This window comes from Streptomyces sp. NPDC059002 (genome assembly GCF_042740435.1).
Lineage (GTDB): Bacteria > Actinomycetota > Actinomycetes > Streptomycetales > Streptomycetaceae > Streptomyces.
In genome coordinates this window covers 95,325-120,926 of sequence record NZ_JBHYJI010000027.1, presented here as the reverse complement: position 1 = coordinate 120,926, position 25,602 = coordinate 95,325, and the positions used below count along the sequence as shown (strand labels likewise).

General features: G+C 70.4%; 23 protein-coding genes. 12 read left to right on the top strand and 11 right to left on the bottom strand.

The features are described from left to right. Nucleotides 1-49: 49 nt before the first annotated feature. The 3 genes from ACFWZ2_RS24200 to ACFWZ2_RS24190 all read right to left on the bottom strand — a co-directional run bounded on the left by ACFWZ2_RS24200 (nucleotide 50) and on the right by ACFWZ2_RS24190 (nucleotide 6,221). Nucleotides 50-1,417: an esterase-like activity of phytase family protein gene (locus ACFWZ2_RS24200; protein WP_384548904.1), complete on the bottom strand. Its 1,368-nt coding sequence runs from the start codon at nucleotides 1,415-1,417 to the stop codon at nucleotides 50-52. Nucleotides 1,418-1,929: 512 nt separating this feature from the next. Further along, entirely contained in the window at nucleotides 1,930-3,258 is a 1,329-nt protein-coding gene (locus tag ACFWZ2_RS24195) for an SWF or SNF family helicase (protein WP_384548902.1), read from the bottom strand. Further along, nucleotides 3,255-6,221, bottom strand: coding sequence for a DEAD/DEAH box helicase (locus ACFWZ2_RS24190; RefSeq protein ID WP_384548901.1), 2,967 nt, complete (start codon nucleotides 6,219-6,221; stop codon nucleotides 3,255-3,257). The genes ACFWZ2_RS24195 and ACFWZ2_RS24190 overlap by 4 nt, the downstream gene beginning before the upstream one ends. A gap of 148 nt (nucleotides 6,222-6,369) precedes the next feature. On the opposite strand from ACFWZ2_RS24190, the gene ACFWZ2_RS24185 reads away from it, so the two are divergent. The 3 genes from ACFWZ2_RS24185 (at nucleotide 6,370) to ACFWZ2_RS24175 (ending at nucleotide 11,365) form a co-directional block, all read left to right on the top strand. Continuing rightward, nucleotides 6,370-7,422, top strand: a complete 1,053-nt coding sequence (locus ACFWZ2_RS24185) for a fatty acid desaturase family protein (protein WP_384548899.1) — start codon at nucleotides 6,370-6,372, stop codon at nucleotides 7,420-7,422. Nucleotides 7,423-7,561: 139 nt separating this feature from the next. Further along, entirely contained in the window at nucleotides 7,562-7,744 is a 183-nt protein-coding gene (locus ACFWZ2_RS24180) for a hypothetical protein (RefSeq protein ID WP_384548897.1), read from the top strand. A 156-nt stretch (nucleotides 7,745-7,900) separates the two neighbouring features. Continuing rightward, nucleotides 7,901-11,365 (top strand): hypothetical protein, encoded by a 3,465-nt coding sequence (locus ACFWZ2_RS24175; protein WP_384548896.1) that lies wholly within the window; start codon nucleotides 7,901-7,903, stop codon nucleotides 11,363-11,365. A gap of 30 nt (nucleotides 11,366-11,395) precedes the next feature. Here the strand turns inward: ACFWZ2_RS24175 and ACFWZ2_RS24170 are convergent, their stop codons facing one another. Further along, entirely contained in the window at nucleotides 11,396-12,223 is an 828-nt protein-coding gene (locus ACFWZ2_RS24170; protein WP_384548894.1) for a hypothetical protein, read from the bottom strand. A 128-nt stretch (nucleotides 12,224-12,351) separates the two neighbouring features. Further along, nucleotides 12,352-12,648 carry a hypothetical protein gene (locus tag ACFWZ2_RS24165; protein WP_384548892.1) on the bottom strand — a complete coding sequence of 99 codons (297 nt, stop codon included), beginning with the start codon at nucleotides 12,646-12,648 and terminating at the stop codon, nucleotides 12,352-12,354. Nucleotides 12,649-12,747: 99 nt separating this feature from the next. Here ACFWZ2_RS24165 and ACFWZ2_RS24160 point away from each other — a divergent pair, with 99 nt between their 5' ends. Continuing rightward, the gene (locus ACFWZ2_RS24160; RefSeq protein WP_384548890.1) at nucleotides 12,748-13,653 is read left to right on the top strand and encodes an oxygenase MpaB family protein; all 906 of its coding nucleotides are present in this window, start codon (nucleotides 12,748-12,750) and stop codon (nucleotides 13,651-13,653) included. Here ACFWZ2_RS24160 and ACFWZ2_RS24155 read toward each other — a convergent pair. Beyond that, nucleotides 13,630-14,166 (bottom strand): PadR family transcriptional regulator, encoded by a 537-nt coding sequence (locus ACFWZ2_RS24155; protein ID WP_384548888.1) that lies wholly within the window; start codon nucleotides 14,164-14,166, stop codon nucleotides 13,630-13,632. The genes ACFWZ2_RS24160 and ACFWZ2_RS24155 overlap by 24 nt on opposite strands. A 131-nt stretch (nucleotides 14,167-14,297) precedes the next feature. Here ACFWZ2_RS24155 and ACFWZ2_RS24150 point away from each other — a divergent pair, with 131 nt between their 5' ends. Continuing rightward, nucleotides 14,298-15,068, top strand: a complete 771-nt coding sequence (locus tag ACFWZ2_RS24150; protein ID WP_384548886.1) for an alpha/beta fold hydrolase — start codon at nucleotides 14,298-14,300, stop codon at nucleotides 15,066-15,068. A gap of 19 nt (nucleotides 15,069-15,087) precedes the next feature. On the opposite strand, the gene ACFWZ2_RS24145 is transcribed toward ACFWZ2_RS24150, so the two are convergent. After that, the gene (locus ACFWZ2_RS24145; RefSeq protein ID WP_384548884.1) at nucleotides 15,088-15,687 is read right to left on the bottom strand and encodes a class I SAM-dependent methyltransferase; all 600 of its coding nucleotides are present in this window, start codon (nucleotides 15,685-15,687) and stop codon (nucleotides 15,088-15,090) included. Between the two features lie 151 nt (nucleotides 15,688-15,838). Here ACFWZ2_RS24145 and ACFWZ2_RS24140 point away from each other — a divergent pair, with 151 nt between their 5' ends. The 5 genes from ACFWZ2_RS24140 to ACFWZ2_RS24120 all read left to right on the top strand — a co-directional run bounded on the left by ACFWZ2_RS24140 (nucleotide 15,839) and on the right by ACFWZ2_RS24120 (nucleotide 20,789). Next, nucleotides 15,839-16,612, top strand: coding sequence for an MHYT domain-containing protein (locus ACFWZ2_RS24140; RefSeq protein WP_384548882.1), 774 nt, complete (start codon nucleotides 15,839-15,841; stop codon nucleotides 16,610-16,612). Between the two features lie 63 nt (nucleotides 16,613-16,675). Next, the gene (locus ACFWZ2_RS24135; RefSeq protein ID WP_384548880.1) at nucleotides 16,676-19,339 is read left to right on the top strand and encodes a nitrate- and nitrite sensing domain-containing protein; all 2,664 of its coding nucleotides are present in this window, start codon (nucleotides 16,676-16,678) and stop codon (nucleotides 19,337-19,339) included. Beyond that, complete coding sequence (locus ACFWZ2_RS24130; protein ID WP_384548878.1) at nucleotides 19,336-19,770, top strand: roadblock/LC7 domain-containing protein; 435 nt, start codon at nucleotides 19,336-19,338, stop codon at nucleotides 19,768-19,770. The genes ACFWZ2_RS24135 and ACFWZ2_RS24130 overlap by 4 nt, the downstream gene beginning before the upstream one ends. 19 nt (nucleotides 19,771-19,789) lie before the next feature. Next, a complete protein-coding gene (locus tag ACFWZ2_RS24125; protein WP_384548876.1) occupies nucleotides 19,790-20,203 on the top strand; it encodes a DUF742 domain-containing protein in 414 nt (137 codons plus the stop codon). Beyond that, nucleotides 20,184-20,789 carry an ATP/GTP-binding protein gene (locus ACFWZ2_RS24120; RefSeq protein ID WP_384548874.1) on the top strand — a complete coding sequence of 202 codons (606 nt, stop codon included), beginning with the start codon at nucleotides 20,184-20,186 and terminating at the stop codon, nucleotides 20,787-20,789. Before ACFWZ2_RS24125 ends, ACFWZ2_RS24120 begins: the two co-directional genes overlap by 20 nt. A 4-nt stretch (nucleotides 20,790-20,793) precedes the next feature. Here the strand turns inward: ACFWZ2_RS24120 and ACFWZ2_RS24115 are convergent, their stop codons facing one another. Further along, nucleotides 20,794-21,222, bottom strand: coding sequence for a PPOX class F420-dependent oxidoreductase (locus ACFWZ2_RS24115; protein ID WP_384548872.1), 429 nt, complete (start codon nucleotides 21,220-21,222; stop codon nucleotides 20,794-20,796). Nucleotides 21,223-21,314: 92 nt separating this feature from the next. On the opposite strand from ACFWZ2_RS24115, the gene ACFWZ2_RS24110 reads away from it, so the two are divergent. Together ACFWZ2_RS24110 and ACFWZ2_RS24105 are read left to right on the top strand one after the other, a co-directional pair. Beyond that, entirely contained in the window at nucleotides 21,315-21,728 is a 414-nt protein-coding gene (locus tag ACFWZ2_RS24110; protein WP_384548870.1) for a roadblock/LC7 domain-containing protein, read from the top strand. A 109-nt stretch (nucleotides 21,729-21,837) separates the two neighbouring features. Further along, nucleotides 21,838-22,773: a DUF6397 family protein gene (locus ACFWZ2_RS24105; RefSeq protein WP_384548868.1), complete on the top strand. Its 936-nt coding sequence runs from the start codon at nucleotides 21,838-21,840 to the stop codon at nucleotides 22,771-22,773. Between the two features lie 12 nt (nucleotides 22,774-22,785). On the opposite strand, the gene ACFWZ2_RS24100 is transcribed toward ACFWZ2_RS24105, so the two are convergent. The 3 genes from ACFWZ2_RS24100 to ACFWZ2_RS24090 form a co-directional block, all read right to left on the bottom strand. After that, nucleotides 22,786-23,277: a tetratricopeptide repeat protein gene (locus ACFWZ2_RS24100; RefSeq protein ID WP_384548866.1), complete on the bottom strand. Its 492-nt coding sequence runs from the start codon at nucleotides 23,275-23,277 to the stop codon at nucleotides 22,786-22,788. A 160-nt stretch (nucleotides 23,278-23,437) separates the two neighbouring features. Continuing rightward, the gene (locus ACFWZ2_RS24095; RefSeq protein ID WP_384548906.1) at nucleotides 23,438-24,619 is read right to left on the bottom strand and encodes a winged helix DNA-binding domain-containing protein; all 1,182 of its coding nucleotides are present in this window, start codon (nucleotides 24,617-24,619) and stop codon (nucleotides 23,438-23,440) included. A gap of 37 nt (nucleotides 24,620-24,656) precedes the next feature. Continuing rightward, nucleotides 24,657-25,559, bottom strand: coding sequence for an acyl-CoA thioesterase (locus ACFWZ2_RS24090; protein ID WP_384548864.1), 903 nt, complete (start codon nucleotides 25,557-25,559; stop codon nucleotides 24,657-24,659). Between the last annotated feature and the right edge of the window lie 43 nt (nucleotides 25,560-25,602).

The window sequence follows — 25,602 nt, the reverse complement described above, 5'->3', positions numbered from 1 at the left end:
ACAGCCAGCCACGTGGAGGGCCGGGTCGGCGCTGTCCGCGCGGCCTCTGTCAGTACCGCCGAGGAAGCTTGACGTACGTCACCGTCGTCTCCACGTCGCTGTCCACCAGACGCCCGTCCTTGTCGAAGGCCTCCGCTCCGTCCGTCATCCCGAAGTCGTTGTCGTTGATGAGCGCCAGGGTGCGATCGTCGACCCGGGCAACGCCTTCGATCTTGCCCGGGACGCCGTCGACCGTTCCCAGGTCGACCACCAGACGCTTGTCGAGGACAGGCACCCCGGAGGCGACAGGGTCGTCGAGCTGCTCCAGGGAGGGCTTGGTGGTGTCCTTGTCCCACTTGCCGCCGAGGATGTTGGCCCGCTGGTTCAGCGTCACGCTGTGCAGCCGCGCCGCCTTGTCGGTGCGCTCCTGGACGAACAGCCGGTCGCGCCCGACGGCGACCACGGAGGAGATCTTGAGCTCGGAGGTGTCGTCCTCACCGGGGTCGACGACATCCACAGGGTCGAAGCGGTAGGCGTACTCGGCGGTGACCGCCTGCTTCTTCGGCGAGAAGCGCAGCAGCCGTGTGGTGCGTGAGGCATCGCCCGCGTCCTCGTCCGGAAGGGACAGCGGGCTCTGCAGCGCCATCACCAGATCCCCGCCCGGCAGCTGGGCGAGTCCTTCGAAGCCGCGGTTCTTCTTGCGGTGCAACAGAACTCCGGGCAGCGCCTCGGCCACGGGGTAGTCCGCACCGCGCAGGTCGAGCCCTCGGGGGACGTAACGCTTGAGCACCTTCCCGCGCGCGGAGACGTGGATCAGCGACGGGCCGTACTCATCGACCAGCCAGAAGGTGTTGTCGGCCGCCCGCACGATGCCCTCGGTGTCCAGACCGTTCGGGTCGTACGAGAGGGGGTTCTTCGCGTCGTACGTGTACGGGGCCTCGTCGCGTCCCTTCTGGTTGGGCAGCCCGGTGACGGGCTTCCCGGAGGAGGTCGTGATCGGCATCGCGGACACGACCTTGACGGTGTCTCCGGAGACCCGGATCTTCACGAGCGCCGGGTCGAAGCCGGGCACGGGGAAGGTGCGGCGCTTCTTGCCGTCGACCTTGATCTGTCCGTTCGGCCCCCGGTCGGTCACCGTCCAGAACTCGCCTTTACGGCCGGCCGGGTAGAGGTCACTGCCGATGCCGCCGAGATCCACACCGCGGTCGTCGGCCACTGTCCCGGGCAGCAGGGAGTTGCTGAAGGCGCCCAGAGGGATGTTCCCCAGAGTGGCCGCCCGGGTGATGTGCGCCTTCTTGGGGGTGCCCTGCTGCCGACCGCCGCCGTCCTGGGTGCCCATCGCCGTACCGGTCACCACCATCGCGGTGACGACGGCCAGCGGCACGCCGACAGCTATGGAGCGGCGAAGACGGCGCTTGCGGGCGACGTGCGGGGACATCGGGGCCTCCTGGGGCACGGGTTCGGTGACAGCGGCCAGACTTCGCCGCCGTCACGAACACGCGGGGGACACCAGATGAACGACGGGGAACGCGCCGACGGCGCCTCCCGCGAGGGGCAGGAGGCGTCGTCGTCAACCACCGGTCCGATCAGTAGTCGTGGGGCCCAGGGCCCTGATCACTCCCTTCAGACGGGTCGCACGGACGGAGCTGACGAACCCGATGCCCCCGCTGTTGAGCCTGGGGCGGCTCCTGTTGCGGTCAGACCTCCCTGAACCGACGCGATCCACGCTCGCGGATGTCATGGCCTCGCTCAATCGCTGGCCAGGGCGAGTGCGTGCGCCGGTGTTCCCGGCGCACGCACGCCCCGCGTGGATGCGCGGGTGAGCGCGGTGGGTGGATGCGCGGGCGGGCGCCTTGTGCGTTTCGGCCACACACCACCCCGTACGCCCGCTGCGCCGCTCCAGGAGCTCACGCCCGGGCGACCCCGCCGTTCGTCACCCGCGTCCGTCCGTCACCCGCTCCCGGTCGCCACGGCCAGTGCCGTCGCAGGATCCTGTGCCGCCGGTCCCGCCGGAGTCCAACGCCCGCGCTCCTTGCGGTACGGCCACCAGCGCCCGTCCCGGCCGTGCCGCACCTGAGCGTCGGTCCCGACCACGGTCCAGCGATTGCCGGCGGCACGCAGGTGAGGGCGCTCGCCTTCGTCCCACGCCTCATCCAGCGCGGCACGCGCGCGTGCCAGCGACTCTTCCCGCGGAGCCCACTCCTCCTCGAGTACGGCGAGCGCTGCAGGCCCCCCGTACTCCCACGCACGGACGGCGAGAGCCAGGCCGTCACGCCCGCGCCCGGACCCGGCGGCGAGCCGCGCCTCGATGTCCCGGCCGGGCGCCGCGGCGGCCAGGCGCACGGCGTCCTCTCCCGGAGTCAACTCGCGCCCGACAGGAAGCCGTTCGTGACCGGAAGCCAGCGCATCGGCCAGGAGCCGGTACGCCTCGACGGCCGCCTGCGCCGCCAGGAACTCCAGCGCCGCCACGTCGAGACCCGACGCCGGATCCGTCTCCGTGTCGAGCACGGGCGGCAGGCCCGGCTCTGACGGCAGCGCAGGGAGCGAGGGCAGCGGCGGCAGGACGGCGCCCTCCGCGTACGCCTGAGCGGCACTGACGCCCTCCGTGACGGCATCGTGGGTCTCTTCACGGGTGGGCCGCGCATCGGCTCGCGCCACGCTGCGCACCTGCAACTCGTCGAGGAGCGCACGCTCCCCACGGCCCCGCATCAGCATCAGGACGAAGGGATCCTGATCCAGCAGCCGCGCCATCTGGTAGCAGAGCGCTGCCGTGTGCCCGCAGTGATCCCATGCGTCACAGTCGCACTCGGGCTCCAGGTCGCCGATGCCGGGCAGGAGTTCGATCCCCGCGGCGGCCGAGTCCTCCACCAAGTGCGGCGGCATCTCGCGGTCGAGGAGCGCCGCGATGTGCCCGGCCCGCTCGATGGCCATCTCCAGGAAGCGGTCCCACTCCTCCTCGCTCAACTCCTGCAACAGGACATCGGAGCGGTGCGGCGTGCCGTCACGGTCCTGGACGACCGCCGTGATCCGACCCGGCCGCACCGATACCGCACCCACGGCTCCCGCGCGCGCGAGCCTGCGTCCCGCCTTCAACTGCTGAAGGTCCAGGGCCGTTTCCTCCAGTGCCTTGAGCCAGGCCTGGCCCCACCAGCTCTGCGCGAAACCCTGCCCGTGCGCGGGCGGCAGCGCGGCGAACGTCCGCTCGTTCGCGTCCGGTCCATCCGCGCGCCGCCCGTCGTCGTTCGCGGCACCGTATTCCTCGTCATACAGGTCAGTCATCGCGCGCCCCCTCGCAGCTCGACCAGATCGGACAGTTCGGCGTCGGTCAGCTCGCTGAGCCCCGCCTCGCCGGACCCGAGGACCGAATCCGCCAACTCCCGCTTGCGCAGCAGCATGTCGGCGATACGGTCCTCGATCGTTCCCTCCGCGATGAGCCGGTGCACCTGCACGGGTCGCGTCTGCCCGATGCGGTACGCACGGTCGGTGGCCTGCGCCTCGACCGCGGGGTTCCACCAGCGGTCGAAGTGCACGACGTGCTCGGCACGCGTCAGGTTCAACCCCGTCCCGGCCGCCTTCAACGACAGGAGGAAGACCGGGACTTCACCGTCCTGGAAGCGCTCCACCATCGCCTCGCGCTCCGCGACGGGCGTGCCACCATGCAGGAACTGCGACGGGATCCCACGGGCGGACAGATGCTGCTCGATGAGTCGGGCCATCTGGACGTACTGCGTGAAGACGAGCACGCTCGCGTCCTCGGAAAGGATCGTGTCGAGCAACTCGTCGAGCAGTTCCAGCTTCCCGGAGCGGCCCGGAATCCTCGGCTTGTCCTCCTTGAGGTACTGCGCCGGGTGGTTGCAGATCTGCTTGAGACCGGTGAGCAGCTTGACGATCAGCCCGCGGCGCTCGAAACCGTCGGCCCCGGAGATCTCCGCGAGCGTCTCGCGCACCACTGCTTCGTAGAGCCCTGCCTGCTCCGTGCTGAGCGAAACGGCACGGTCGGTCTCCGTCTTCGGCGGCAACTCGGGCGCGATGCCCGGATCGGACTTGCGCCGACGCAGGAGGAACGGGCGTACGAGCTGCCCGAGCCGCTCGGCCGCACCCGGATCCGAGCCGCCCTCCACGGCCTGCGCGTAGCGCGAGCGGAAGGTGCCGAGCTTGCCGAGGAGCCCAGGAGTCGTCCAGTCGAGAATGGCCCACAGTTCGGAGAGGTTGTTCTCCACCGGAGTGCCGGTGAGTGCCACACGCGCGCGTGCCCCGATGGTGCGCAGTTGCTTGGCCGTGGCGGAGTACGGGTTCTTGACGTGCTGCGCCTCGTCGGCGACCACCATGCCCCAGGGGACCTGGCCGAGAGTCTCCGCGTCGAGCCGCATCGTCCCGTAGGTGGTGAGCACGAACTCGCCGTCGGCCAGGTCCTCCAGGCTGCGGCGGGCACCATGGAAGCGGCGAACGGCGGTGCCGGGTGCGAACTTCTCGATCTCGCGCTGCCAGTTGCCCATCAGTGACGTCGGGCAGACGACCAGCGTGGGACCCGCGGACACCTGATCCGTCTGGCGGTGCAGGTGCAGCGAGATGAGCGTGATCGTCTTGCCGAGACCCATGTCGTCGGCGAGGCAGCCGCCGAGGCCGAGTGAGGTCATCCGGGCCAGCCAGTTCAGGCCGCGCAGCTGGTAGTCGCGCAGCTTCGCGGTGAGCGCCGCGGGCTGTCCGACGGGCTCCATGCCTTCCGGGTCCGACAGGCGCTCGCGCAGGGTGGCCAGCCATCCTGTGGGCTGTACGTCGACGCGCTCGCCACCGATTTCGGCGGTGCCGGTCAGCGCCGCGCCGAGGGCGTCGATCGGGGTGACCTTGCGGTCGTGCCGCTCGCGGGCGCGGCGTGCCTCGTCCGGGTCGATGAGCACCCATTGGTCGCGCAGGCGCACCACGGGGCGGTTGGCCTCGGCGAGAAGGTTCAGCTCCTCGCGGGTCAGTTGCTGATCGCCCAGTGCAAAGCGCCAGTTGAAGGCGAGCAGCGCATCGGCGGAGAGGAACGAAGGGGTGTCCGATGACAGCTTCTGCGGGCCGTTGGTGTCATCGTCCGGAGGGCCGATCACCGCGCGCGCGGTGAGGTTGCGCGTCAACTCCTTGGGCCAGTGCACGTCGACCCCCGCGACCGCGAGCATCCGGGCTCCCTCGCCCAGGAGTTCGGTGACCTCCTCGTCGGCGAGTTCGATGGCGTCGGGCACGGTGGCGGCGAGCAGCGGGGCCAGCGGCGGCCACGCGCGCGTGGCGCGACGCAGCGCGAGCAACGCGTCCATCCGGGCGCGCGGCCCGAAGCCCCGCGCCGACGTTCCGGACCCGGCCCACACCTCGGCGGCGTCCGCGAGGAGCGAGGGGTCACTGACACTGTGCAGCTGCAGTACGGCGCGGAAGGGCAGTCGAGTACCGCCTTCGGTGTCCGAGGCGAGACCGGGAATCTCCACGCGCAGGGAGATCCGTACGCCCGCGTCGTGACCGGCGGCCACGTCCAGGGCCCAGGCACGCTGCTCGGGGACGTGTTGTGGTTCCGGCGCGGCGAAGGCGGGTCCGCCTGCGGCCGACGTCGCGGCAGGGGAGCGCGGCAGCGTATCGGCCACGGCGTCGAGGAACTGGCGCAGCAGGCGCTCCGGTTCGGGCAGCCGCGGCGGCACGGTGTGATCCAGGGGATGCGCGTGCGCGGCGGGCGGCATCGCGGCGGCGAGGTCGCGCAGCCGCTGCAGGTCATCGCTCCTCAAGGGGCCGGCCCGCCAGGCGTCGTGGTCGCTGGCGGTGAGCCCGGGCAGCAGCAGGCCGCGGGCCGCCAGCTGCAGCGCGAGCACGCCCGCGGTGCCCCAGAAGGCGGCCGTGGGATGCGTTCCCGAGGCGGCACGCGCGCGCGTGAGGACCGGCAGCGCGACGCGCACCGGGAGCAGCGACGCCGTGACGTCGACGAGCTCGACATCGTCGTCTCCGGGCACGGCAACGGTCAGTGACTCGAGGGCTCCTGCGGCGACCGAGGGCGGTTCGGCGCCGTCGGTGCACCAGAAGGCAACCCGCCCGCCCCGGGCCGGATCGCTCGGCACGAAGAGTACGGAACAGCGGGACAGTTCGGAGATCTCGGCAGGGGATACGGCAGGGAGTCCGTGCACAGGGATGACGTATTCCTCAAGTTTGACTACTGGGCCTGGAGCGGCCGAGGGTACAGCACGTCCAAGGATTCCCGGCAGCAGCTCTGTGGTGACGCTCATCACTTCACGTCGGGGGTGTACTCAACCCCCCTGTGGAGAGGTGCTGACCCCCGCTTCGACACGGGTGGTGGCGCCATGGTCGCCCGAGGTCACTGATCCGTACGTTCTTACAGGTCAGCCCGTTGTTACGGAGACCGGAGACCCCACCATGCCCCAGGCCGCCGCAGTCGCGGAACGCTCCCCAGCCAGCACCGGCAGGCAGCACACCGGAAGTGATTTCGCGCCCCTTCTGCGCACCGTCAAGGAGCAAGGCCTCCTGGACCGCCGCATCGGCTGGTACGCGCGCACCGTCGCGACCAACACCCTGGCACTGCTGGCGGTGGGAACGGGCATGTTCCTCCTGGGCGGCTCCTGGTGGGTGCTGCTGCTCGCGCCCGTCCTGTCCGTCCTGTGTGCCCGCACGGCGTTCATCGGCCACGACGCGGGCCACTCGCAGATATCCGGCAACCGCACCGTCGGCCGCGCCATGGGGCTCATCCACGGCAACCTGCTGCTCGGGATGAGCTCGGCCTGGTGGAACGACAAGCACAACCGCCACCACGCCAACCCCAACCACGTCGACAAGGACCCCGATGTCGCCGCCGACGTCCTGGTGTGGACGAGCAGGCAGGCCAAGGTCCGCGTGGGGTTCCGGCGCTGGCTCACCCGTAATCAGGCCTGGCTCTTCTTCCCTCTGACGCTGCTCCAGGGCATCGCCATGAAGGTCTACGGCTTCCAGGACCTGCGCAGGCAGGCCCCGCGTGAACGCGTGGTGGAAGGGATCCTTCTCGTCGCCCATGTCGTCGGCTATGTGGCGCTGCTGCTCACCGCCATGCCCGTCGGCCACGCCATCGCCTTCGCCGCCATCCACCAGGCGCTCTTCGGCCTGCACCTGGGACTCGCCTTCGCACCCAACCACAAGGGCATGGAAATGCCCGATCCGGACGGCGAGCGCTGGGGCCACCTGCGCCGTCAGGTCCTCACCTCGCGCAACATCCGCGGCAGCCTCGTGACCGACTGGTTCCTCGGCGGGCTCAACTATCAGATCGAGCACCACCTGTTCCCGAGCATGCCCCGCCCCCACCTGCGGCTCGCCCAACCTCTCGTGCGCGCCCACTGCGCGGCGGTGGGCATGTCGTACACGGAAGCCGGATTCGTCGACTCTTACCGCCAGGTCCTGCGCCACATGTACGAGGTCGGGGAGCCCCTCCGCGTCGAATAGTCGATGGGGCGCGCGCGGCTCAGAAACCAGTAAGGGTCACGGCTCAGGGGTCTCTCAGGGTCGTGGCCCGGAACTGTGGGAGGCCCGATCACGTTTTCTAAGACAGAGAGCGGCAGGAGCCACGAAGGAGGCGACACACATGTCGAGGAACGCGAAGATCGCCGCAGGAGGTGTGGCGGCCGGGATCATTCTGCTGATCTGGCTGCCGTGGTGGGCCGCACTCCTGATCGTGCTCGGAGTACCCGCAGCGGCCTATCTGACGCTCGACCCCAGCCAGCGGCGCAGGTTGCGCCGGGTCACGCGCAAGGAAATAGGGCACTGAGGCACCACCGGCGCAAGGGGCTCTGTCCGCTCGCGGTCCTGCCCAGGGCCGTTCCGCGAGCGGATCGGAAAAGCCGTTGCGCCACCGGTGCCTCGCCCGTGACCATGACGGCATGACCTTCCGAAAGGAGGCCCAGCGATCCCTCGGTGATCGCTGATGGCCGGATACGAGGCGTCCCAGACGCCGTCCTCATCGCCCGAGCCCACGCCCGTCCCCCTGACGTCGGCCTGGCTCACGGCCCACTTCGCGCCCCTGCCTTTCCCGGCACGGATGACCGCCCTCGCGCGCTACGGCCGCACTCTGACCCCAGCGGCGTACGCAACCCTCCATCACACACTCGACGCCGGTGACGAGGGCGAACGGCACACCGCCCTCTTCCTCGCCGTCGCCCGACGCGATCTGCCCACCATTTCCCACGCCCTGACCGATCCCCTGCTGCGCCGCCGGGCCCTCTCGGCCGCCATCAGGCTTCCGGTACCGGAACAGGCCCTGGAACGTCTCGCATTGAGCGAGACCCGCGCGGAACGCCACGAGACGTATCGCGTGCTGCGGCTCAGCGGTCGCAGCGCCCTCGCCGGGCGTCTGCTGCCCGAGGTGTACGAGCGATACGGCAGCCGGGACGCATCGCAACTCCTTCCCGCGTGCCCACCGGCGACCGTCGCCGCCTGGCTCGCCCGGCTCGACCCACCCATGGGTGTACTCAATGCCCTGGCCCGAACCGCCCCGCTGGCCGTCGTGGACCTACTCGTCTCCCGCAGCCGGAGCAAGGCGGGCAACGCCCGATACTCCTTCACACGTCAGAGCCGGGCCGTGGCGAGCCTGGCAGCTGAGCGGGACCCGGAGGCTGGGCTCGTCCTTCTGGAGCAGGCACGCGAACTGCTCACCGACCGAGCCGCACGCTCCCTGCTGCGCCGACCCGGCCGCGTCCTAGAGATCCTGCGCGCCACACCGCCGGGACCGGACGGCGAACTCGCCGAACTCGGGCTGCCGGCCGGACCCTTGCCGCCCTCAGTGCGCCGAGCCGTTCGTGAACTGAACCTCGCCGACCAGCAGGACCTGGCTCGCCGCTGCCCGGCGAATCGACCCCGGATGCGCTATCCGGAGCGCCAAGAGGTCGCCCCGGACGGACTGCTGGCACTGTTGCCCGCCCCGGAACGACGACGCCTGCTGGAGGAACGCGCCGAACGGCTGCGCTCCGTACGAAGCCTTCCTGTGACCACCCTGGCAGCGCTCGAACCCGCGGACAGGGCTGAGATGGTCCTGCCCTGGGCGGAGCGCTGGTTGCGACGAGAACGGGCCGTGAGCCACCTCGCCGTGGCCCTTCCCCTGGCCTCGGGCGAACCGCTGCTGCGCGAGATCGCGGGGCGGCACCGCATCCACCACCGCATGCTGGGCTGGCCCGCACTCCTTGCCTGCGCGGAACTGGAAGGCGATCCAACCGAGTTCGCACGTATCGCTGTCGACTGCGAGCGGGCCTGGCACGACCAGGAAGAAGTACGCCACCGTGCCCTGAGGCAGCTGGGTGGCGCGCCGCCCCGCATGCTCGCCGCACTGCCCGAACGCGTGCTCCGGGACGCGGCACTGACCACCGTGCAGTCCAGGGACTCGACAGACCGCACGCTGGCCGCCGCCGAGCAGCTGCTCCGACGCACCACGGAGAGCGCCGCGACACAGGGCAGCCCTGAACGTGCTGCATATCTGGCGCAGTTGCTCTGTCAGGTCGTCGCCGATTCCCGGCGCCGTGGCCCCGTCGCCGCGCTGTGCCTGGCGGAGAGCGAGGCGCAGTCCCTTTGGGCGTCGCTCGGCCAGGAGGCGCGGACGCGTCCCGGCAGGGGCGTCTACCTCGCCGAACTGCTCGCGCCGCACCTCACCGCCCTGCCGGAGCTGGATGCTCTGGCGCGCCGCACCGCCCTGGAGCACGAGGATCCGCACGTCGCGGCGCGCGCGGCCGAGGCCTGGGTGACACCGGCACGAATCCGGGAGGCACGCTGCGCCGAACTGATCGGCCTCGACGCCTCGTTCGCGGCGGTTCCCCTCGTCCTGCGCACCGTCGCGTCCCGTCGTACCGACCTGCTCGACGTCGTCCTGGCTGCCGCACGGAGGGGCCTGACGGGCCGCGTACGACCCCGGGCCGCGGCCTGGGTCCCCAACCTTCCGCAGGGCGTCACACATCGCTGGCTGCCGGGACAGCGCAAGCGCTGGGACGAGCACCACGCGCGCGTGGCCCTCGACGAGTCGGCCCCCTTGTGTACCAGGGCCGACGCGGCGGCCCGCCTGCGCGACCCGGCTCTGATCACGCGCCTTGCGGACGACGCGCCGCAGCCCGTCGCCGCTGCCGCACTGGGAGCACTCGGCGATGTCATTGCCGCCAACTTCACCGATTCCACTGAGCTCACCGGCGTATCACCCGCGCATCAGCCCTTCCTGGACCTGCTTCTGCGGCACGCAGCGACCGGCGGTGTGCGGGGCCGTGCCGCCATGTCGTCCGTCCGGCACCTCCTGGAAGCCGTACCGGACCGTCGAGCTGTCGGCATGCTCGCCCCAGTGGCCCGGGCCGCAGACGTCCCGGTCGGATCGCGCAAGGAGGCGGCCCGCGGGCTCGGTACGCTCACCGGCGCCGCGGCTCATGACGCCCTGCTGGCCGCCTGGGACGCACCACACCAGCACCGTGACGTACGGGCCGTCCTGGCCCGCGGCCTCCTCTCCGCGATCGACCGTCCAGAAGTCGCCGACCGCCTGGCACGATGCGGAGGCGAACCGGCCGTGCGTGAAGCGGTGATTCACCCGGGCCCGGGTCCGGGGCCGGTGCCCCACTCAATGGCCGAGCCCTACCGGGGCTTCCTCACACGGCTGGTCAGGCAGGGCGACGCGGACACCGTCAGAGCCGCGTGTCAGGCACTGCCCGGGTGGCTCGCCCCGGACTCGGGCGACGCGATGCGTGCCGTGGCCGACGTCGCCGTCGACGAGAACCGTACGCACCGCGAATGGGACGCGGCGGTGCGGCAGTTGGTGCGGTTCCCGACCGGACCCGTCGCCAGGGACATCCTGAACCGCGCCTTTCGGCAATTGGGCGACCGCGCGGACACGGGGGACCCACAGGCCAGAGCCGACACGGAGGCTCCACAGGGCAGAGTCGACGCTCTGCGCCGTCTAGTGGTGCTGAGCGCGATCGTGCGCGCCCGGCAGGGCACGACCGTGACCCTCCAAGTCGCCGACGCCCTTGCCCAGACGCTCCGGAGAGCGGGGCTGCGCCCACAGGCGGCACACCTGCTGTGGGAGACGGCGCTCGTGGCCACACGGCTCGGGCGGTACGACGCACAGCGGTGGCAGCTGCTGATTGACCTTCTCGAAGAGCGTCCTGGACGCTTGGCCCCGGCGAGCGAGCGGTACCTGGACATGCGTCGGCCACACGCGCGTGAGGCACTGCTCACCGCGGCCCGCATGCTCCGCGAGCGAGGCACCCCCGTGACGGGCGCCTTGGCCCTGGAACTGGTGCGTGCGGGTGGCCGGGAGAGCTCCTGGGACGTGGCCTGGCAGGACGAACTGGCCGGGCTGCGTGAACACGAGGACCACGACACGGCCTTGGCCGCGCTCCTCGTCGACGTCGAAACGAGCCGCTGACCCGGCCCACGGGCGCGGGTCCGGTCCGGCTCAGGCGGGACGGACCGCCATCTTGTCGAGCGCCTCCAGGAGCGCGGGAAGCTCCGGTCCGCGGCCGACCGGCAGCACCTCACCCGGCTCGTCGTCGAGCAGCACGAACGCGATGTCGTCGGTCCTGGCGACCATGGACCAGCCAGGGCCGTCGGCACGCAGGGTCCGCGCGTCACCCGAGGCGAAGGACGACCGCACCCTGCCCAGGGGCGGTGGATTGGTCACATACGCCCGGGCTTCCGCCAGAACGCGCCGGACGCCGGTGAGCGGTTCCCTCGCCTCGGTGACAGCGGGGGAGTCTCCTGGCGGACCGTCCGTCGCGAAGTCGGCGTCGTCGATCTGGTCCCGCCACGTCGCCCACTGGAGCGCTATCTCGTCGGCGCCGAGGCGTCGTTGGGCGGGTCCCCAGGTGCCGGACTCCGGCGGCGCGAGGGGTGCGCGGTCGCCGTCCTCGGGCGCCGGGTCGGGGTCGTGCGGAGCGGGCACACCGGGGGCCGCGACGGCGACCGCAAGCGGCCAGCCCGGCAGCGCGGTGACCACCGAGTGCTCGTCCGGCGACAGGTCGTACTCCATGCCGCAGTCCCAGGAGGCGATCGCCACGGCCACGAGGGACACGTCGTCGACGACGACGGTCCACCGGGCGCCCTGGCCGTCCTGGCCGAGCACCAGCCCGTACCCGGTGGCGAGCGGCGCGAGGCCGAGCCGCGTGCACGCCTCGGGATAGTCGTCGCCCAGCACGCTGGGAAACTTCGCGGGCGTCAGCAGCACCGCCGTCAGTACGTACAGCGCGTCGTCATCGGCGGCGACAGCGTCGTCCGTCCCGGCCATGCCAGCCTCCCCATCGCTTCATCCGTCGGCGCACCCTAACCACTCGCCCCAGAGATCGTCGAGGGGTCGATGACCAGGAAATTCATCGATGGGCTGCCGTGATCGACGGCTACGAAGGGGTGACCGACTCAGGCGGCAGGCAGCCCAAGGAGCGTACGGGCCACGTCGTTCGGCGACTCGTCGCGCTCCCGGGCGAGCGCGATGACGGCGCGGCACGCGAGCTCACTGACGCCGAACGACAGTGCCTCCGGAGACACCCATCCCCTGGCCTCGTCCATCGTGTCCTGGTCGTCATCGGCACTGGCCGCCACATAGACGGCGGCTGCTTCGAAGAGGTTGTGCGGGCGCTTGCTCTCCGTGCGCACCGCCTCGCGGCTGCCTGTCGATTCGCCCTTGCGCCAGAGCCTGCGGATTGCGTCGAACATGTGGGCCATCATCCCCCGACGCGGCTTGTGCCGCTGATCCTTTGTCTGCCGCTCTCCAACGTAGAGTTAGAGGTCCGGTGACAGAAGGGGGACCGCACGGTGAAGCGCTACGAGCGACTCGAACAGATCCGGCGCATGGACCCGGAGAAGGACTTCCTTGCGATCTACCGACTCACCGCGACGTACGAGTTCCCGTGGGACTTCACCCGCGCACTCGAACTCGCCCTCTATCGCACCTATGCCGTGCCCAGCATCGGCCGACTCCTCGCGCAGACCGCGGAACTGACGGACCGTACGCAAAAGCGCTACGACGACACGGCACTCCTGCTGGACACCGTCGTGGAGCACGGCTTCGGCAACGACGAGGGCCGCACGGCCATCCGCCGCATCAACCAGATGCACCGCAGCTACGACATCAGCGACGACGACATGCGCTACGTCCTGTGCACGTTCGTGGTGATGCCGAAGCGATGGATCGACGCGTACGGCTGGCGCAGGTTCTCGCGTCACGAGACGGTCGCCGCCGCCACGTACTACCGCACGCTCGGGCAGCACATGGGCATCAAGGAGATTCCCGACTCCTACGAAGAGTTCGAAAACTGCCTCGATGCCTACGAAGAGGCCAACTTCGGCTGGGATCAAGGCGCACGTGAGGTGTCCGACGCGACGTTGGACCTCATGGTCTCCTGGTACCCGCGCGCCGTGGCGCCCCTGTTGCGCACCGCCACCCTGGCACTGCTCGATGAGCCTTTGCTGCGGGCCTTCCGGTACGAACGGCCCGGTCCCGTCACCCGCTCGCTGGTCAGCAGTGCCGTGAGGCTACGAGGGCGTGCCGTACGCCTGATGCCACCGCGCAAGGCGCCCCACTACGCACGGCAGAACTGGGAGATCAAGGGGTACCCGGACGGGTACGAGGTGTCCGAGCTCGGCACGTTCCCCCTTCCTGGCGTACGGGGATGTCCCGTGCCGCACCAGGACAGGTCAGCGGGCAGTTCCGTCGAGTGACGTCAAGGTCGTGCGCAGCCAGGCGAGTTCGGCCCGGCTCGTCGCGCGGGCGATCGTGAGCATGCCGCGCCGGAAGGGGTCGTCGAACTCCTCCGCGCGCAGCGGGCTGCCGCTTTCGTCGTAGAAGAAGCTCGCCGGCTCCTCCAGGAAGGCCAGTCGGCGCTTGAGCACCTCGGCCTGTGCCGCCGCGTCGTCCAGATGACGCAGGAAGGCCAGGAGCGTGAACCAGCGGTTCTGATCGGTGATGTCGCCCTGGGCCGGCTCCGACAGGCGCTTGCGCAGTTCCTGCCTGCCCTCCGGGGTGAGGCTCAGGACATGACGAGGGGCCGCCCCCGAGCCCGGCTGTGTCTCGCGGGCGATGAGGCCCGCCTTCTCGAGCCGCTTGATGGCGGGATACAGCGTGCTCTCCGGAACAGGGCGCACGTGTCCGGTCAGGGCGGTGATGCGCTTGCGCAGTTCATAGCCGTGCAGCGGGGCGTCGTAGAGGAATCCGAGGATGGCCAGTTCGAGCATGATGTGCATTCTGCCGCATCACTCCTGCGTGTCCGGTGTACCTCGACTTCGTAATACATCGGTGACGATGTATTGTCGCTGCTGGGCTCGCGAGGGGCGAGGCGATGGACATGACGGGACGGGGCACGCAGATGCGAGAGGCACAGTTCGACGCGCGGGGCAGTCGTGTGCGGTGGACGGAAGTCGACGGGGCCGATCCGGCTCGGGTGTACGTCCACGGGCTCGGGGCCGCATCGACGGTCTACCACGCGCACATCGCCGCCCATCCCGAACTGACGGGCCGCCGCTCGCTGTTCGTGGACCTTCCGGGGCATGGCATCAGCGACCGTCCCGCCGACTTCGGATACACCCTGGAGGAGCACGCCGACGCACTGGCCGCGGTGCTCGACGAGGCACGGGTGACGGAGGCCGAGATCGTCGGACACAGCATGGGCGGCTCCGTCGCCATCGTGCTGGCGCACCGGCGGCCCGACCTGGTGTCGAGACTCGTCCTCACGGAGGCCAACCTCGACCCGAACCCGCCCCTGACGGCGGGCAGCAGCGGCATCGCCGCATACGAGGAGGAAGAGTTCGTCAGCGGCGGCGGCCACGCGCGCGTGCTCGAAAAGGTGGGGCCCTCATGGGCGGCGACCATGCGTCTCGCCGATCCCCTGGCCCTGCACAGAAGCGCGCACGGCCTCATCGCGGGCACACGCCCCACGATGCGCCGCATGCTCATGGATCTGACGGTCGACCGTGTCTACGTACAAGGTGCGCTCAGCGGCGAACTCTCCGGAGAGGGCGACTTGGTGGCGGCCGGGGTGCGCGTCGTCACCGTTGCGCACGCCGGGCACAACGTCATGTTCGACAACGCGGACGCGTTCGCCGCTGTGGTCGCCGGACACTCCAGTCATGCCCCGTGAGCAACGGGGGCCGGGCGGATCAGTCCTGACGTACCGCCAGGGCGAGGAACCGGGCGTCCTCGTCGACATACGTGGTCATACGCCAGCCTGAACCGGCAAGAAGTGGACCCAGGTTGGCCTCCGCCCGCAGGTCGCCCGGAGTGAGCTGTCGCCCCTGACGCGCGGCGAGTGCCGCCCGGCCGATGGGGTGGAAGAGAGCGAGGAGCCCACCAGGCCGTACCGCCCGCCTCAACTCCCGCAGGTTCTCCTCCGGGTTGGGCAGATGCGCGATCAGGCCGGCGCCGAACACCGCGTCCAGCGACGCCGCACGCAGCGGCAGGCTCGCCACGTCGGCGAGCAGGAGCTGCCCGTCGCGGTGCCTGCCCGCCCGTGTCGCGGCCTCCAGCATGGCCGGCGTCAGATCCACTCCGAGGACGACCCCCGAGGGACCTACGGCGCCCCTGAGGGCGGGCAGGGCGCGGCCGGTGCCGCAGCCCGCGTCGAGCACGTGGGAGCCGGGCCGCAGCCCGAGCTCGGCGACCGCGGCCCGATAGGCGGGGCCGTCATCGGGGAACCGGGCGTCCCAGTCGGCGGCGCGCGCCGTGAAGAATTCCTGTACCCGTGTGCGCTCGTCATCCATGCGCACCATGATCCCGCAAGAACCGCACGCACGTTGGGTGCACTCGTTCGAGCATGACGCGATCGTTCAGGAACTCCTCTCTGTCATCTTCCAGCACCTTTCGAAATGCGCCCCCGTAGTGCGCCCCTGGCAGGACTAGCGTCCCGGGGCCATGGGACACCTGGACCACGCCACCTTCGGCTGGCTGACCCCCGTGCTGTCGTACGCGATGGCCTGCATCGGCGCCGCCCTGGGGCTGCGCTGCACCGTCCGCGCGCTGGGCGCGTCGGGGCGCGCACGCCGGAACTGGCTCATCACCGCGGCCTCCGCCATCGGCACCGGCATCTGGACGATGCACTTCGTCGCGATGCTCGGCTTCGGAGTCACCGGCACCGAGATCCACTACAACGTGCCGCTGACCGTCCTGAGCCTCTTGGTCGCGATGGTCGTCGTCGGCGCAGGAGTCTTCGCCGTCGGGTACGGCCGTGACCGGGGGCGGGCGCTCGCGCTCGGCGGACTCACCACAGGAGTGGGCGTCGCGAGCATGCACTACCTGGGCATGGCGGCACTGCGCCTGCACGGTGATGTGCGGTACGACCCCGTGCTCGTCGGGTTGTCCGTAGTGATCGCGGTGGTCGCGGCGACCGCCGCCCTGTGGGCGGGCCTCAACATCAAGTCGCCGCTCGCGGTCGCCGTCGCGTCGCTCGTCATGGGCGGGGCGGTGAGCAGCATGCACTACACCGGAATGCTCGCCGTGAGCGTCCGGGTCACTCCCTCCGAAGCAGCACTTCCCGGGGCCACGACGATGCAGTTCATCTTCCCCCTTGCCGTCGGCCTCGGGTCCTATCTCTTCCTGACCTCCGCCTTCGTCGCACTGTCGCCGACAGCGAGCGAGCGCGAGGCCTCCGTGTCGGCTCAGCGGCCGGCCGAGAGCGCCGCCCGATAGCGGTCGGCACCGGGCCGGTGACGGCCGGTCGGCACGCCCCGAACCCATCCGAGCGAGGAGGCCATGCGCACACCCCGAAGCACCTCCGATCCCGCCGACGACGCCACCCCGCCCCAGCCGGTGCCCCCGGTACGGGGACGGCGCGCCCATGCCGGCCCGCCTGCCGACGAACACCCCGAAGGAGAGGACCACATCGCCGAACCGTCGGCGGAACGGACGCCCACGCGCGCGGGGCATTGGCGACTGCGGCCCCGCACCGTGCGCGCCAAGATCGTGTGCCTGCTGATGGTGCCCGTGGTCTCCCTGCTCGCCCTATGGGGGTACGCGACCGTCACCACGGCCCAGGACGTGGCACGCCTGCGACAGCAGCAACACGTCGACGCCACCGTCCGAACGCCCGTGGAAGCGGCGATCACCTCGCTCCAGGCCGAACGTGTCACCGCCGTGCGCTACGCGACAGAACCGGACACCGACCGTGGCGAGGCACTTAAGAAGCAGGGCGCGCGCACCGACCGCGCGGTGGCGAAGCTGCGCCTCGGTGACCGTCGAACCGTCGCTGACGGAGCGGGCCTTCCCGACAGGGCCACCGATCGCCTCGAAACGTTCCTGGACGGAGCCGAAAGGCTGCGCGCCCTACGGTCCGAGGTGCTCGACCGCCGCACGGGCTGGGACACGGCATACGGCCAGTACACCAAGACGATCTCGCAGGCCTTCGGGGTATGCGGCGCGCTCACCGGCATGCAGGAGAGCGAACCCGGCTCCAACGCGCGCGTGCTGCTCGAATTCTCGCGGGCCGGCGAAATGCTGGCACGCGAGGACGCCGTGCTTGCCGGGGCCCGGCTCGACGGTTCCTTGGAGGGCCAGCGGCTGCGACTGTTCACCGGGTCCGTCGACACCCGCAGGACCCTGACCGATACGGCGGTAGCGGACCTGCGCGGGCCCGAACGAGCCGCCTGGCGCAGCCTTGAGCAGGGGAGTGCGTACGACGACGTACGCACTGTCGAGGACAGGGTGCTCGTGGCGCAACCCGGCCGGAAAGCGATCGGAGCTGCCCCGGCAGCGGCGTGGGACGAGGCCTACGGAGAGGTGCGGGACAAGGTCCACGCCGTCGTGGACGGCGCGCGCCACAGTGCCGCGAACCGAGCGGACCCGCTCACTCACGGAGTGCTCACGCCCGCAGGCGCCGCCGTCCTCCTGGGGCTAGCCGCCGTCGCTGCCTCACTGGTCATCTCCGTACGCATCGGTCGGGGGCTCGTCGTCGAGCTGGTCAGCCTGCGCAACGGTGCCCTGGAGATCGCCCGCCGCAAACTCCCGCACGCCATGCACCGACTGCGCGCAGGAGAAGAGATCGACATCAACGCCGAGGCGCCGCCGGGACCGCCCGCGGAGGACGAGACCGGGCAGGTGTCCGAGGCGCTGGGCACCGTCCACCGGGCGGCCCTGCGCGCGGCGATCGAGCGCGCCGAGCTGGCCAGCGGCATCTCCGGAGTCTTCGTCAACCTGGCCCGCAGGAGCCAGGTCCTCGTACACCGCCAACTCGGCCTCCTGGACAGCATGGAACGCAGGGCCGAGGACCCCAGCGAGCTCAGCGACCTCTTCCGGCTCGACCACCTGACGACCCGCATGCGGCGGCACGCGGAGAGCCTGATCATCCTCTCCGGGGCCGCACCGGGCCGTGCCTGGCGCTTGCCCGTGTCGCTGACCAACGTGGTCCGTGCGGCGGTCTCCGAAGTCGAGGACTACGCACGCGTGGAGGTACGCCAACTGCCCGGGGCCTCAGTCCTCGGCACCGCAGTCGCCGACCTGACCCACCTCCTGGCGGAACTCGTCGAGAACGCCGCGCAGTTCTCACCACCCCATACCAAGGTCCGCGTCAACGGCGAACCGGTCGGCAACGGCTACGCCCTGGAGATCGAGGACCGCGGGCTCGGCATGGGACCGGAGATGCTCGCCGAGGCCAACCGACGCATCGAGCAGTCCGAGGCGCTCGATCTGTTCGACAGCGATCAACTCGGCCTCTTCGTAGTCAGCAGGCTCGCAGCACGCCACCACATCAAGGTGCACCTGCGTACGTCGCCCTACGGAGGGACCACCGCTGTGGTGCTGCTCCCCACCGCGCTGTTGCACAGCGGGACGGCGGAGAGCACGCAGGCCGCCACAGTGGAACGCGGACGATTCCTCGGGACGGAGCACGCGCGCGTGGAGGGGGCGACGGGCCACCGTGTGAACGGCAACTCCGTGCATGCCCCGGCACCCCGCCCGGCGCTTGCCGCCGCGGTGGATGCGCCCACGCCGCCCGGCGTCACCACGCTGCGGCCGCACCGGACCCGGGACGTCATTCCCCCAGGCAACCAAGCTCCATCGGAGTCCGGACCGTACGGCGGTGGAGCGTTCGACGTCGTGGGCGCCGACGCCCAAGCCACTGACATACAGGGAACGGACATGCAGCACGGCGATGCCCGGACAGCCGCGGAGGAACTGCCCCGCCGTGTACGCCAGGCGAGCCTCGCCCCTCAACTGCGCGAGCGCCAGCCGGTGGAAGGGGCAGGCATGACGGGTGCAGGGGCGGAGGACGAGCGCAGGCCTGACCAGGTGCGCGCCCGCATGACCGCCTACCGCGACGGCTGGGCACGCGGCGGCGGCCCGCTCCCGGGCATCGTCGGCACGGTCCCCGACACCTCAAGGCCCGCACCAGGTCGTGACAGCAGCGAAGGAGACCACACATGATCCAGGAACAGAGCGTCACCGCCGGGCGGACCGGCGAACTCGACTGGCTGCTGGACGACTTGGTGCTGCGCGTCGGCGAGGTGCGACACGCGGTGGTGCTGTCCAACGACGGCCTGCCCGTCGGCGCGTCGACCGCCCTCACCCGCGAGGACGCCGAACACCTGGCCGCCGTCGCATCGGGATTCCACAGCCTCGCCAAAGGGGCAGGCCGTCACTTCGGTGCCGGGGGAGTGCGCCAGACGATGGTCGAGATGGATGACGCCTTCCTGTTCGTGGCGGCCGCGGGCGACGGCTCCTGCCTCGCCGTCCTCAGCTCCGTGACGGCCGACATCGGACTCGTGGCGTACGAGATGGCACGCCTGGTCAAGCGGGTGGGCGAGCACCTCTACACCCCGGCGCGCGTCGTCACGCGGCCGCCGGCCGCCGGATGACCGAGGGCGGTCAGCAGCAATGACCGAGGAACCGAGGGGAATCCCGAACCAGCCGGGCAGCCAGTGGTACGACAACGAAGCCGGACCCCTCGTACGCCCCTACGCGATGACGGGCGGGCGGACCAGACCAGGACCGAGCGGGGTGCGCTTCGACCTGATCGCACTCGTGACGCTCGACGGCAACGCTCCCGGCCCCGGGGACGACACCGCGCTCGGGCCCGAACACCGGGCCCTGATCGAACTGTGCCGCACCGAGACGCAGTCCGTCGCCGAGCTCGCCGCAGACGCCGACCTGCCCGTGGGCGTCGTCAGGGTGCTCCTCGGCGACCTGCTGGAGAGCGGCTGCGTCAAGGTCGACCGACCGGTGCCGCCCGCACAGCTACCCGACGAAAAGATCCTCCGTGAGGTGATCGATGGGCTCCGAGCACTCTGACGCCACCGGCGGCGACACCGCCCCCATGGCGCTGAAGATTCTGGTCGCGGGCGGCTTCGGGGTGGGCAAGACCACCCTGGTCGGCGCGGTCAGCGAGATCCGTCCGCTGCGCACCGAAGAACTGCTCAGCGAGGCGGGCCAGTCGGTGGACGACACCGACGGCGTCGACCGCAAGACCACGACGACCGTGGCCATGGACTTCGGCCGCATCACCATCAGGTCGGGCCTGTCGCTGTACCTGTTCGGCACGCCCGGACAGGACCGCTTCTGGTTCCTGTGGGACGAGCTGTCCCAGGGCGCTCTGGGAGCCGTCGTCCTCGCGGACACCAGGCGGCTCGAGGACTGCTTCCCCGCCGTGGACTACTTCGAGCACCGGCGCATCCCGTTCGTCGTGGCAGTCAACTGCTTCGCGAACGCGCGTACGTACGGCGCGCATGAAGTGTCACGAGCCTTGGACCTCGACCGCGGAACTCCGGTGGTGCTGTGCGACGCACGGGACCGCGATTCGGGGAAGGAGGTGCTGATCCGACTGGTCGAGTACGCCGGGCGGATGCATACCGCCCGGCTGCTCGACACGGTGGGTTGAGCTCTCAGTCGGAGACCGCGGCGTACGCGAGCACCTTGTCGATCCGCACCCGCACCAGAAGTTCTCCGGGGACGCCATTGCGCTTGCCGAACTCCTCGGCCCGCTCCTCGCCCATGTAGCGCGCGCCGAGCCGGGTCGCCCAGTGCCGGACCTGCTCGATGTCCTCACTGAGTTCGGCGCGGCCCTGCAGGACGACGAAGGCGAACGGCGGCTGGTCGTCGTCCACGCAGAGGGCGACGCGTCCGTCGCGTGCCAGGTTCCTTCCCTTCACCGTGTCCTTGCCGGTGTTGAACACCAGGTCGTCCCCGTCGAGCAGAAACCAGATCGGTGCGATGTGCGGGCTGCCGTCGGCCCGGACGGTCGACAGCTTGCCGGTGCGGGTCCCGTGGGAGACGAAGGCCCGCCACTGGTCATCGGTCATCTTCTGTGCCATGTCCCCATCATGCTTGCCGGGGCGCCGGTCGTGGGGAAGGCTGGCAGGTCAGATCCTCCAGCCAGGGGGAGCGGACTCGGGGAGACGGGAACATGGGGCAGAGCACGGGGCTCGGTTGGCTGCTGGACGACCTGACGCAGCGAATGGAGCACGTACGGCACGCGCTGGTGCTGTCGAACGACGGTCTGGTGACGGGGGCCAGTTCCGATCTGAAGCGCGAGGACGCGGAGCATCTGGCGGCGGTTTCCTCGGGACTGCACAGCCTGGCCAAGGGGTCCGGACGCCAGTTCAACGCGGGCAATGTGCGCCAGACGATGATCGAGTTCGATGACGCGGTCTTGTTCGTCACAGCGGCGGGCGACGGCAGTTGCCTCTGCGTCCTGAGCTCCGCGGAGGCCGACATCGGCCAGGTCGCGTATGAGATGACCCTGCTCGTGAACCGTGTCGGCGAGCACCTGGGCGTGGGCGCGAGGCACCCCGAACGCACGCCGATAGTGGACCTCTGACCTGCGCTGACGCCGCCACGTCAAGAGTTATCCACAGGCTCAGCGGGATCGCGGTGATCGAGCTACGATTTTTCCCGAGAGCAATCACGTCTCACGGGGGAGAACCACCATGACAAGCGACATCATCACGCCGTCTGCCGCGGCGAAGCCCGCACCGCACTCGTCCGCGCCGAGCCGCGCCGCGAGGGAACTGGGGCTGAAACGCGGCGAGTTCGAGCTCGCCGTGATGCTGGGGCGGATCCGCACCGTCGCGGAAACGGCCGGCGGCCAGCGCCGCGTCACCCGCGAGGAGATCGATCGCGTGCGCGGGAGCGAAGGATTCCCCGAGGCATTGCGCGAAAGCGTCAGAGCCGTGGGCACCACCGAGGGTGCGGCGCTGATGGACATCACCACAGCGCGTTTCACCCGGCTCGCCCGCGCGGGCGTGCTGACACCGGTGAAGTTCTACCTCAACCGGTATCGCGCCGTCGTCTGGCTCTATCTCGCCGAAGACCTACGGCGGTTCGCCCAAGCCGAGTACAACTCCGGCCTGCTCACCGGGCGCATCCCGGAGCCAATGCGAGCCCGGCTCGAAGAGGGCCAGGACCTGCGTGCGCGCAACTGGCGCGGCCGGCACGCGGGGTTCCTGCTGCGGCAGTCCAAAGATCCGTGGGAACGCGCCGCGGCCACGGCCTCGCTGCTCGACCCGGTACAGATCGCGGAGATCGTCAGGGATCCCTACGAACGCGCCTACCTCAACCGGCTCAAGCCCGCACCGCGCACACAGAGCGCGCCGGACTCGCCGTCGGCGCGGATCGTGGAAAGCATCACGACAGCGGACGACCCCGACGAGATCCGATGGCTCCGCTCCAACCTGCTGACGGGTCTCATGAAGGCCCGCGCGCAGCGTCCGGCACCGCGCCCCGCACCAAGGCCCTCGCCTCAACCGGCGCCCCACACCCCGGAATTGGAGGAGCGGCACGATACTCCCGCCCCCGCCCCCGCCGACGCTTCGACGCCGGAGGCGCGCGGCCTGCGCAAGTGGCTGCGCCGCAGGCGGGCGTAGCCCGCGGCGGCGTCACATGGTCGCGTCGAGGTCCTTGGCGTAGTGCTCGATGGCGGGCCGGTAGTCCGAGATTCCCGGGGCGCTACTCGTGGAGGCGAGCAGCGTCAGGAGCATCTCCATCGCATCGTGCGTCCGACCGGTGTTGTACAGAGCCATGGCCAGGAACGTCTTGAGTGCACCGTCGTCGGGGAAGTCGGCCGCGGCGCCGGCCAGAGTGGCGACGGCATCCTCGTAGCGCCCCAGGATCCGGTAGGTGCTGCCCAGACCCAGGAGGGCTCCCCGGCGGTCGTCCTCCGACAGCCCCGCCTCTTCGAGAGCACGCTCGTAATACGGCACCGCCTCAGCCTCCAGGCCGAGTGTGTCGTGCACCCACGCGGCCTGGTACGCCACCTCGGCGTCACGGGGAAAGCGTTCGGCGAGAGCGACCAGCTGCTCCCTTGCCTCGTCGCGCCGACCCGCCTCACGGAGCCGTACGGTCTCCGCAAGCGTTGTGTCTCTGTCCATGTCCAATGCCCCGTCCCCTTCACTCCTCGCGTGCGTCGTCACCGCCGCGCGCATCGACTTCGGCGCTCCAGTCTCACAGGCGGTCTCACTCCTTCAGATGCAGAACGGAGGCACAGATCAGATGTCCATGTCGTCCTGTCCGAAGCCCGCCACGCGGGCGTCAACCGGCCAGCTCCTCCTCGAGCCAGGTGCGGCCCCGGGCGCGAGCCGTGAGGCGCACGCCCTCCAAGCGTGGGGCGAGACGCTCGGCCTCGGTTTCGACCGCGGTCCGTGCATCCGCTCCGACATCCTCGAGGAACCGGCACACGATCTCGCCGACGCCGTCCTGGGCCCAGCCGCCGACGATACGGCCGTTCCACCACACGGACGGGCCGATGTTGCCGTTGCGGTCGAAGAGCCGCGGACCATGCTCACCGAGAAACCAGCCGCGGTTCTGCCAGCCCATCGGGGTGGAATCCAGTGCAGGCAGCAGGGCGGCCCAGGGCTCGGGCCGAGAGGTCTCGTCCAGGTCGTCGGGGAGGAGCAGTCCCGGCGTTCCGTCCAAGTCGACCTCGACGGGACACAGTTCGGTCAGCGCCCGCTTCGTCTGGGTCTTGGTCCACCCGGCCCACCAGCGCAGGTCGTCCGCCGTGGCCGGGCCGAAGGTGCGCAGCCAGCGTCGTGCGAGTTCGGTCTCGGCGTCCTGGGTCTCCCAGTGCGCGAGGCCGCCGGGAATCCAGTCGGTGAGTGGTGCCCAGCGGTACTGGTGCGAAGTCCACGAACCACGAGGGCGTCCACGCACCACATGCCCCTCGGCGGCAAGGATCAGGAGGAGCCTGCTGGCCACCTTCTGCCGCCCCTCATAACGCTTGCCGCGTGCCATGACCAGCTCAGTGCTCAGCCGCGGGTCATCGCTCGCCAACTCGGCCGCCGTCGCTTCGCCTCGTTCCTTGAGGGCCCGCAGCGCCACGTCCTCGGTCTGGGCCAGCCAAGCCGTGACCCCGGAGGCATCGGAAGCGACCCCGGACTCGGCCAGCATGCTCAGCAGCAGACGGCGCTCGCGGGCGGCGACGGCACGGGAGCATGCCGCCTGCAGCACGGGCGCGACGTCCAAGGACGTGACGAAGACCGTACGACGCATCCCCATGAACCGGATCAGCGACCGGTCTTCGTACAGGGCCCGTTCCACATCGGACACCCGGCCGTCCTTCATGCGGGCCCACGCGCCCACGTACACGGACGACGGATCGGTCCCGTGCAGCGCCAGCAAAGATCGTGCCGTCTCGGTCGGATCGTCCGTCCTGGTGTCCGGGGTCAGCCGGTGGCGCAGGGCCAGACGCGCCCGTCGTTCCGCCACGTCGATGCGTCGCACCGTGCCTCCTGCAAGGGCTCCGTGTCGCTCACGCGCTTGTGGTGGGGGCATCCATGTGGCGTTCTCCGTAAGGACGGAAGAGCCCTTCCTGTACGACGGAGACCAAGAGCTGGCCCTGCGTGTCGTAGATGCGGCCTCGCGCGAGGCCGCGGCCCCCCGTCGCGATGGGGGACTCCTGGTCGTAGAGGAACCACTCGTCCGCGCGGAAGGGGCGGTGGAACCACATGGCGTGATCCAGCGATGCCATGTCAAAGCCGCGCCGGCCCCAGAGCGGCTCCACCGGGATGCGGACGGCGTCGAGGAGCGTCATGTCGCTCGCGTAGGTGAGCGCGCAGGTGTGCACGAGCGGGTCGTCGCCCAGCGGACCGACGGCACGCATCCACACCGCGCTGCGCGGCTCGGCGTCCTTGATCTCCTCTTCGGTCCAGCGCAGCCGGTCGACGTAACGGATGTCGAAGGGCTGACGCCGGGCCATGCGCTCCAACTGCTCGGGCAGCGCGCCGAGGTGCTCCTTGATCTCCTCGGCGACCGTCGGCAGTGACTCAGGTGACGGGGCCGTGATGCGCGGCGGCAGTTGGTGTTCGAAGGCGCCCTGTTCGGGCTGATGGAAGGAGGCGGTGAGATTGAAGATGGTGCGACCCTGCTGGACGGCGGTGACGCGGCGTGTGGTGAAGGACCGCCCGTCCCTGACTCGTTCCACCTGGTACACGATCGGCACGCCGGGGCGCCCCGGGCGCAGGAAGTACGCATGCAGCGAATGCACCGGGCGGTCGCCCTCGGTGGTGCGGCCCGCCGCCACCAGGGCCTGCCCGGCGACCTGCCCGCCGAACACCCGCTGGAGGGACTCCTCCGGGCTGCGGCCGCGGAAGATGTTGAGCTCGATCTGCTCCAGGTCGAGCAGATCGACAAGGCGGTCGGCGGGGTTGTTCATGACGGTTCCTCGACTCCTGTCCGGGGCAAACGGATCCTCGGGG

What these genes read in the sequence shown, in the direction of transcription:
- ACFWZ2_RS24185 (WP_384548899.1), top strand. Translation starts at nt 6,370, where the DNA reads ATGCCCCAGGCCGCCGCAGTCGCGGAACGCTCCCCAGCCAGCACCGGC.
- ACFWZ2_RS24090 (WP_384548864.1), bottom strand. Translation starts at nt 25,559, where the DNA reads ATGAACAACCCCGCCGACCGCCTTGTCGATCTGCTCGACCTGGAGCAG.
- ACFWZ2_RS24175 (WP_384548896.1), top strand. Translation starts at nt 7,901, where the DNA reads ATGGCCGGATACGAGGCGTCCCAGACGCCGTCCTCATCGCCCGAGCCC.
- ACFWZ2_RS24180 (WP_384548897.1), top strand. Translation starts at nt 7,562, where the DNA reads ATGTCGAGGAACGCGAAGATCGCCGCAGGAGGTGTGGCGGCCGGGATC.
- ACFWZ2_RS24200 (WP_384548904.1), bottom strand. Translation starts at nt 1,417, where the DNA reads ATGTCCCCGCACGTCGCCCGCAAGCGCCGTCTTCGCCGCTCCATAGCT.
- ACFWZ2_RS24125 (WP_384548876.1), top strand. Translation starts at nt 19,790, where the DNA reads ATGACCGAGGAACCGAGGGGAATCCCGAACCAGCCGGGCAGCCAGTGG.
- ACFWZ2_RS24135 (WP_384548880.1), top strand. Translation starts at nt 16,676, where the DNA reads ATGCGCACACCCCGAAGCACCTCCGATCCCGCCGACGACGCCACCCCG.
- ACFWZ2_RS24170 (WP_384548894.1), bottom strand. Translation starts at nt 12,223, where the DNA reads ATGGCCGGGACGGACGACGCTGTCGCCGCCGATGACGACGCGCTGTAC.
- ACFWZ2_RS24145 (WP_384548884.1), bottom strand. Translation starts at nt 15,687, where the DNA reads ATGGATGACGAGCGCACACGGGTACAGGAATTCTTCACGGCGCGCGCC.
- ACFWZ2_RS24130 (WP_384548878.1), top strand. Translation starts at nt 19,336, where the DNA reads ATGATCCAGGAACAGAGCGTCACCGCCGGGCGGACCGGCGAACTCGAC.
- ACFWZ2_RS24195 (WP_384548902.1), bottom strand. Translation starts at nt 3,258, where the DNA reads ATGACTGACCTGTATGACGAGGAATACGGTGCCGCGAACGACGACGGG.
- ACFWZ2_RS24110 (WP_384548870.1), top strand. Translation starts at nt 21,315, where the DNA reads ATGGGGCAGAGCACGGGGCTCGGTTGGCTGCTGGACGACCTGACGCAG.
- ACFWZ2_RS24120 (WP_384548874.1), top strand. Translation starts at nt 20,184, where the DNA reads ATGGGCTCCGAGCACTCTGACGCCACCGGCGGCGACACCGCCCCCATG.
- ACFWZ2_RS24100 (WP_384548866.1), bottom strand. Translation starts at nt 23,277, where the DNA reads ATGGACAGAGACACAACGCTTGCGGAGACCGTACGGCTCCGTGAGGCG.
- ACFWZ2_RS24115 (WP_384548872.1), bottom strand. Translation starts at nt 21,222, where the DNA reads ATGGCACAGAAGATGACCGATGACCAGTGGCGGGCCTTCGTCTCCCAC.
- ACFWZ2_RS24150 (WP_384548886.1), top strand. Translation starts at nt 14,298, where the DNA reads ATGCGAGAGGCACAGTTCGACGCGCGGGGCAGTCGTGTGCGGTGGACG.
- ACFWZ2_RS24165 (WP_384548892.1), bottom strand. Translation starts at nt 12,648, where the DNA reads ATGTTCGACGCAATCCGCAGGCTCTGGCGCAAGGGCGAATCGACAGGC.
- ACFWZ2_RS24190 (WP_384548901.1), bottom strand. Translation starts at nt 6,221, where the DNA reads ATGAGCGTCACCACAGAGCTGCTGCCGGGAATCCTTGGACGTGCTGTA.
- ACFWZ2_RS24105 (WP_384548868.1), top strand. Translation starts at nt 21,838, where the DNA reads ATGACAAGCGACATCATCACGCCGTCTGCCGCGGCGAAGCCCGCACCG.
- ACFWZ2_RS24155 (WP_384548888.1), bottom strand. Translation starts at nt 14,166, where the DNA reads ATGCTCGAACTGGCCATCCTCGGATTCCTCTACGACGCCCCGCTGCAC.
- ACFWZ2_RS24140 (WP_384548882.1), top strand. Translation starts at nt 15,839, where the DNA reads ATGGGACACCTGGACCACGCCACCTTCGGCTGGCTGACCCCCGTGCTG.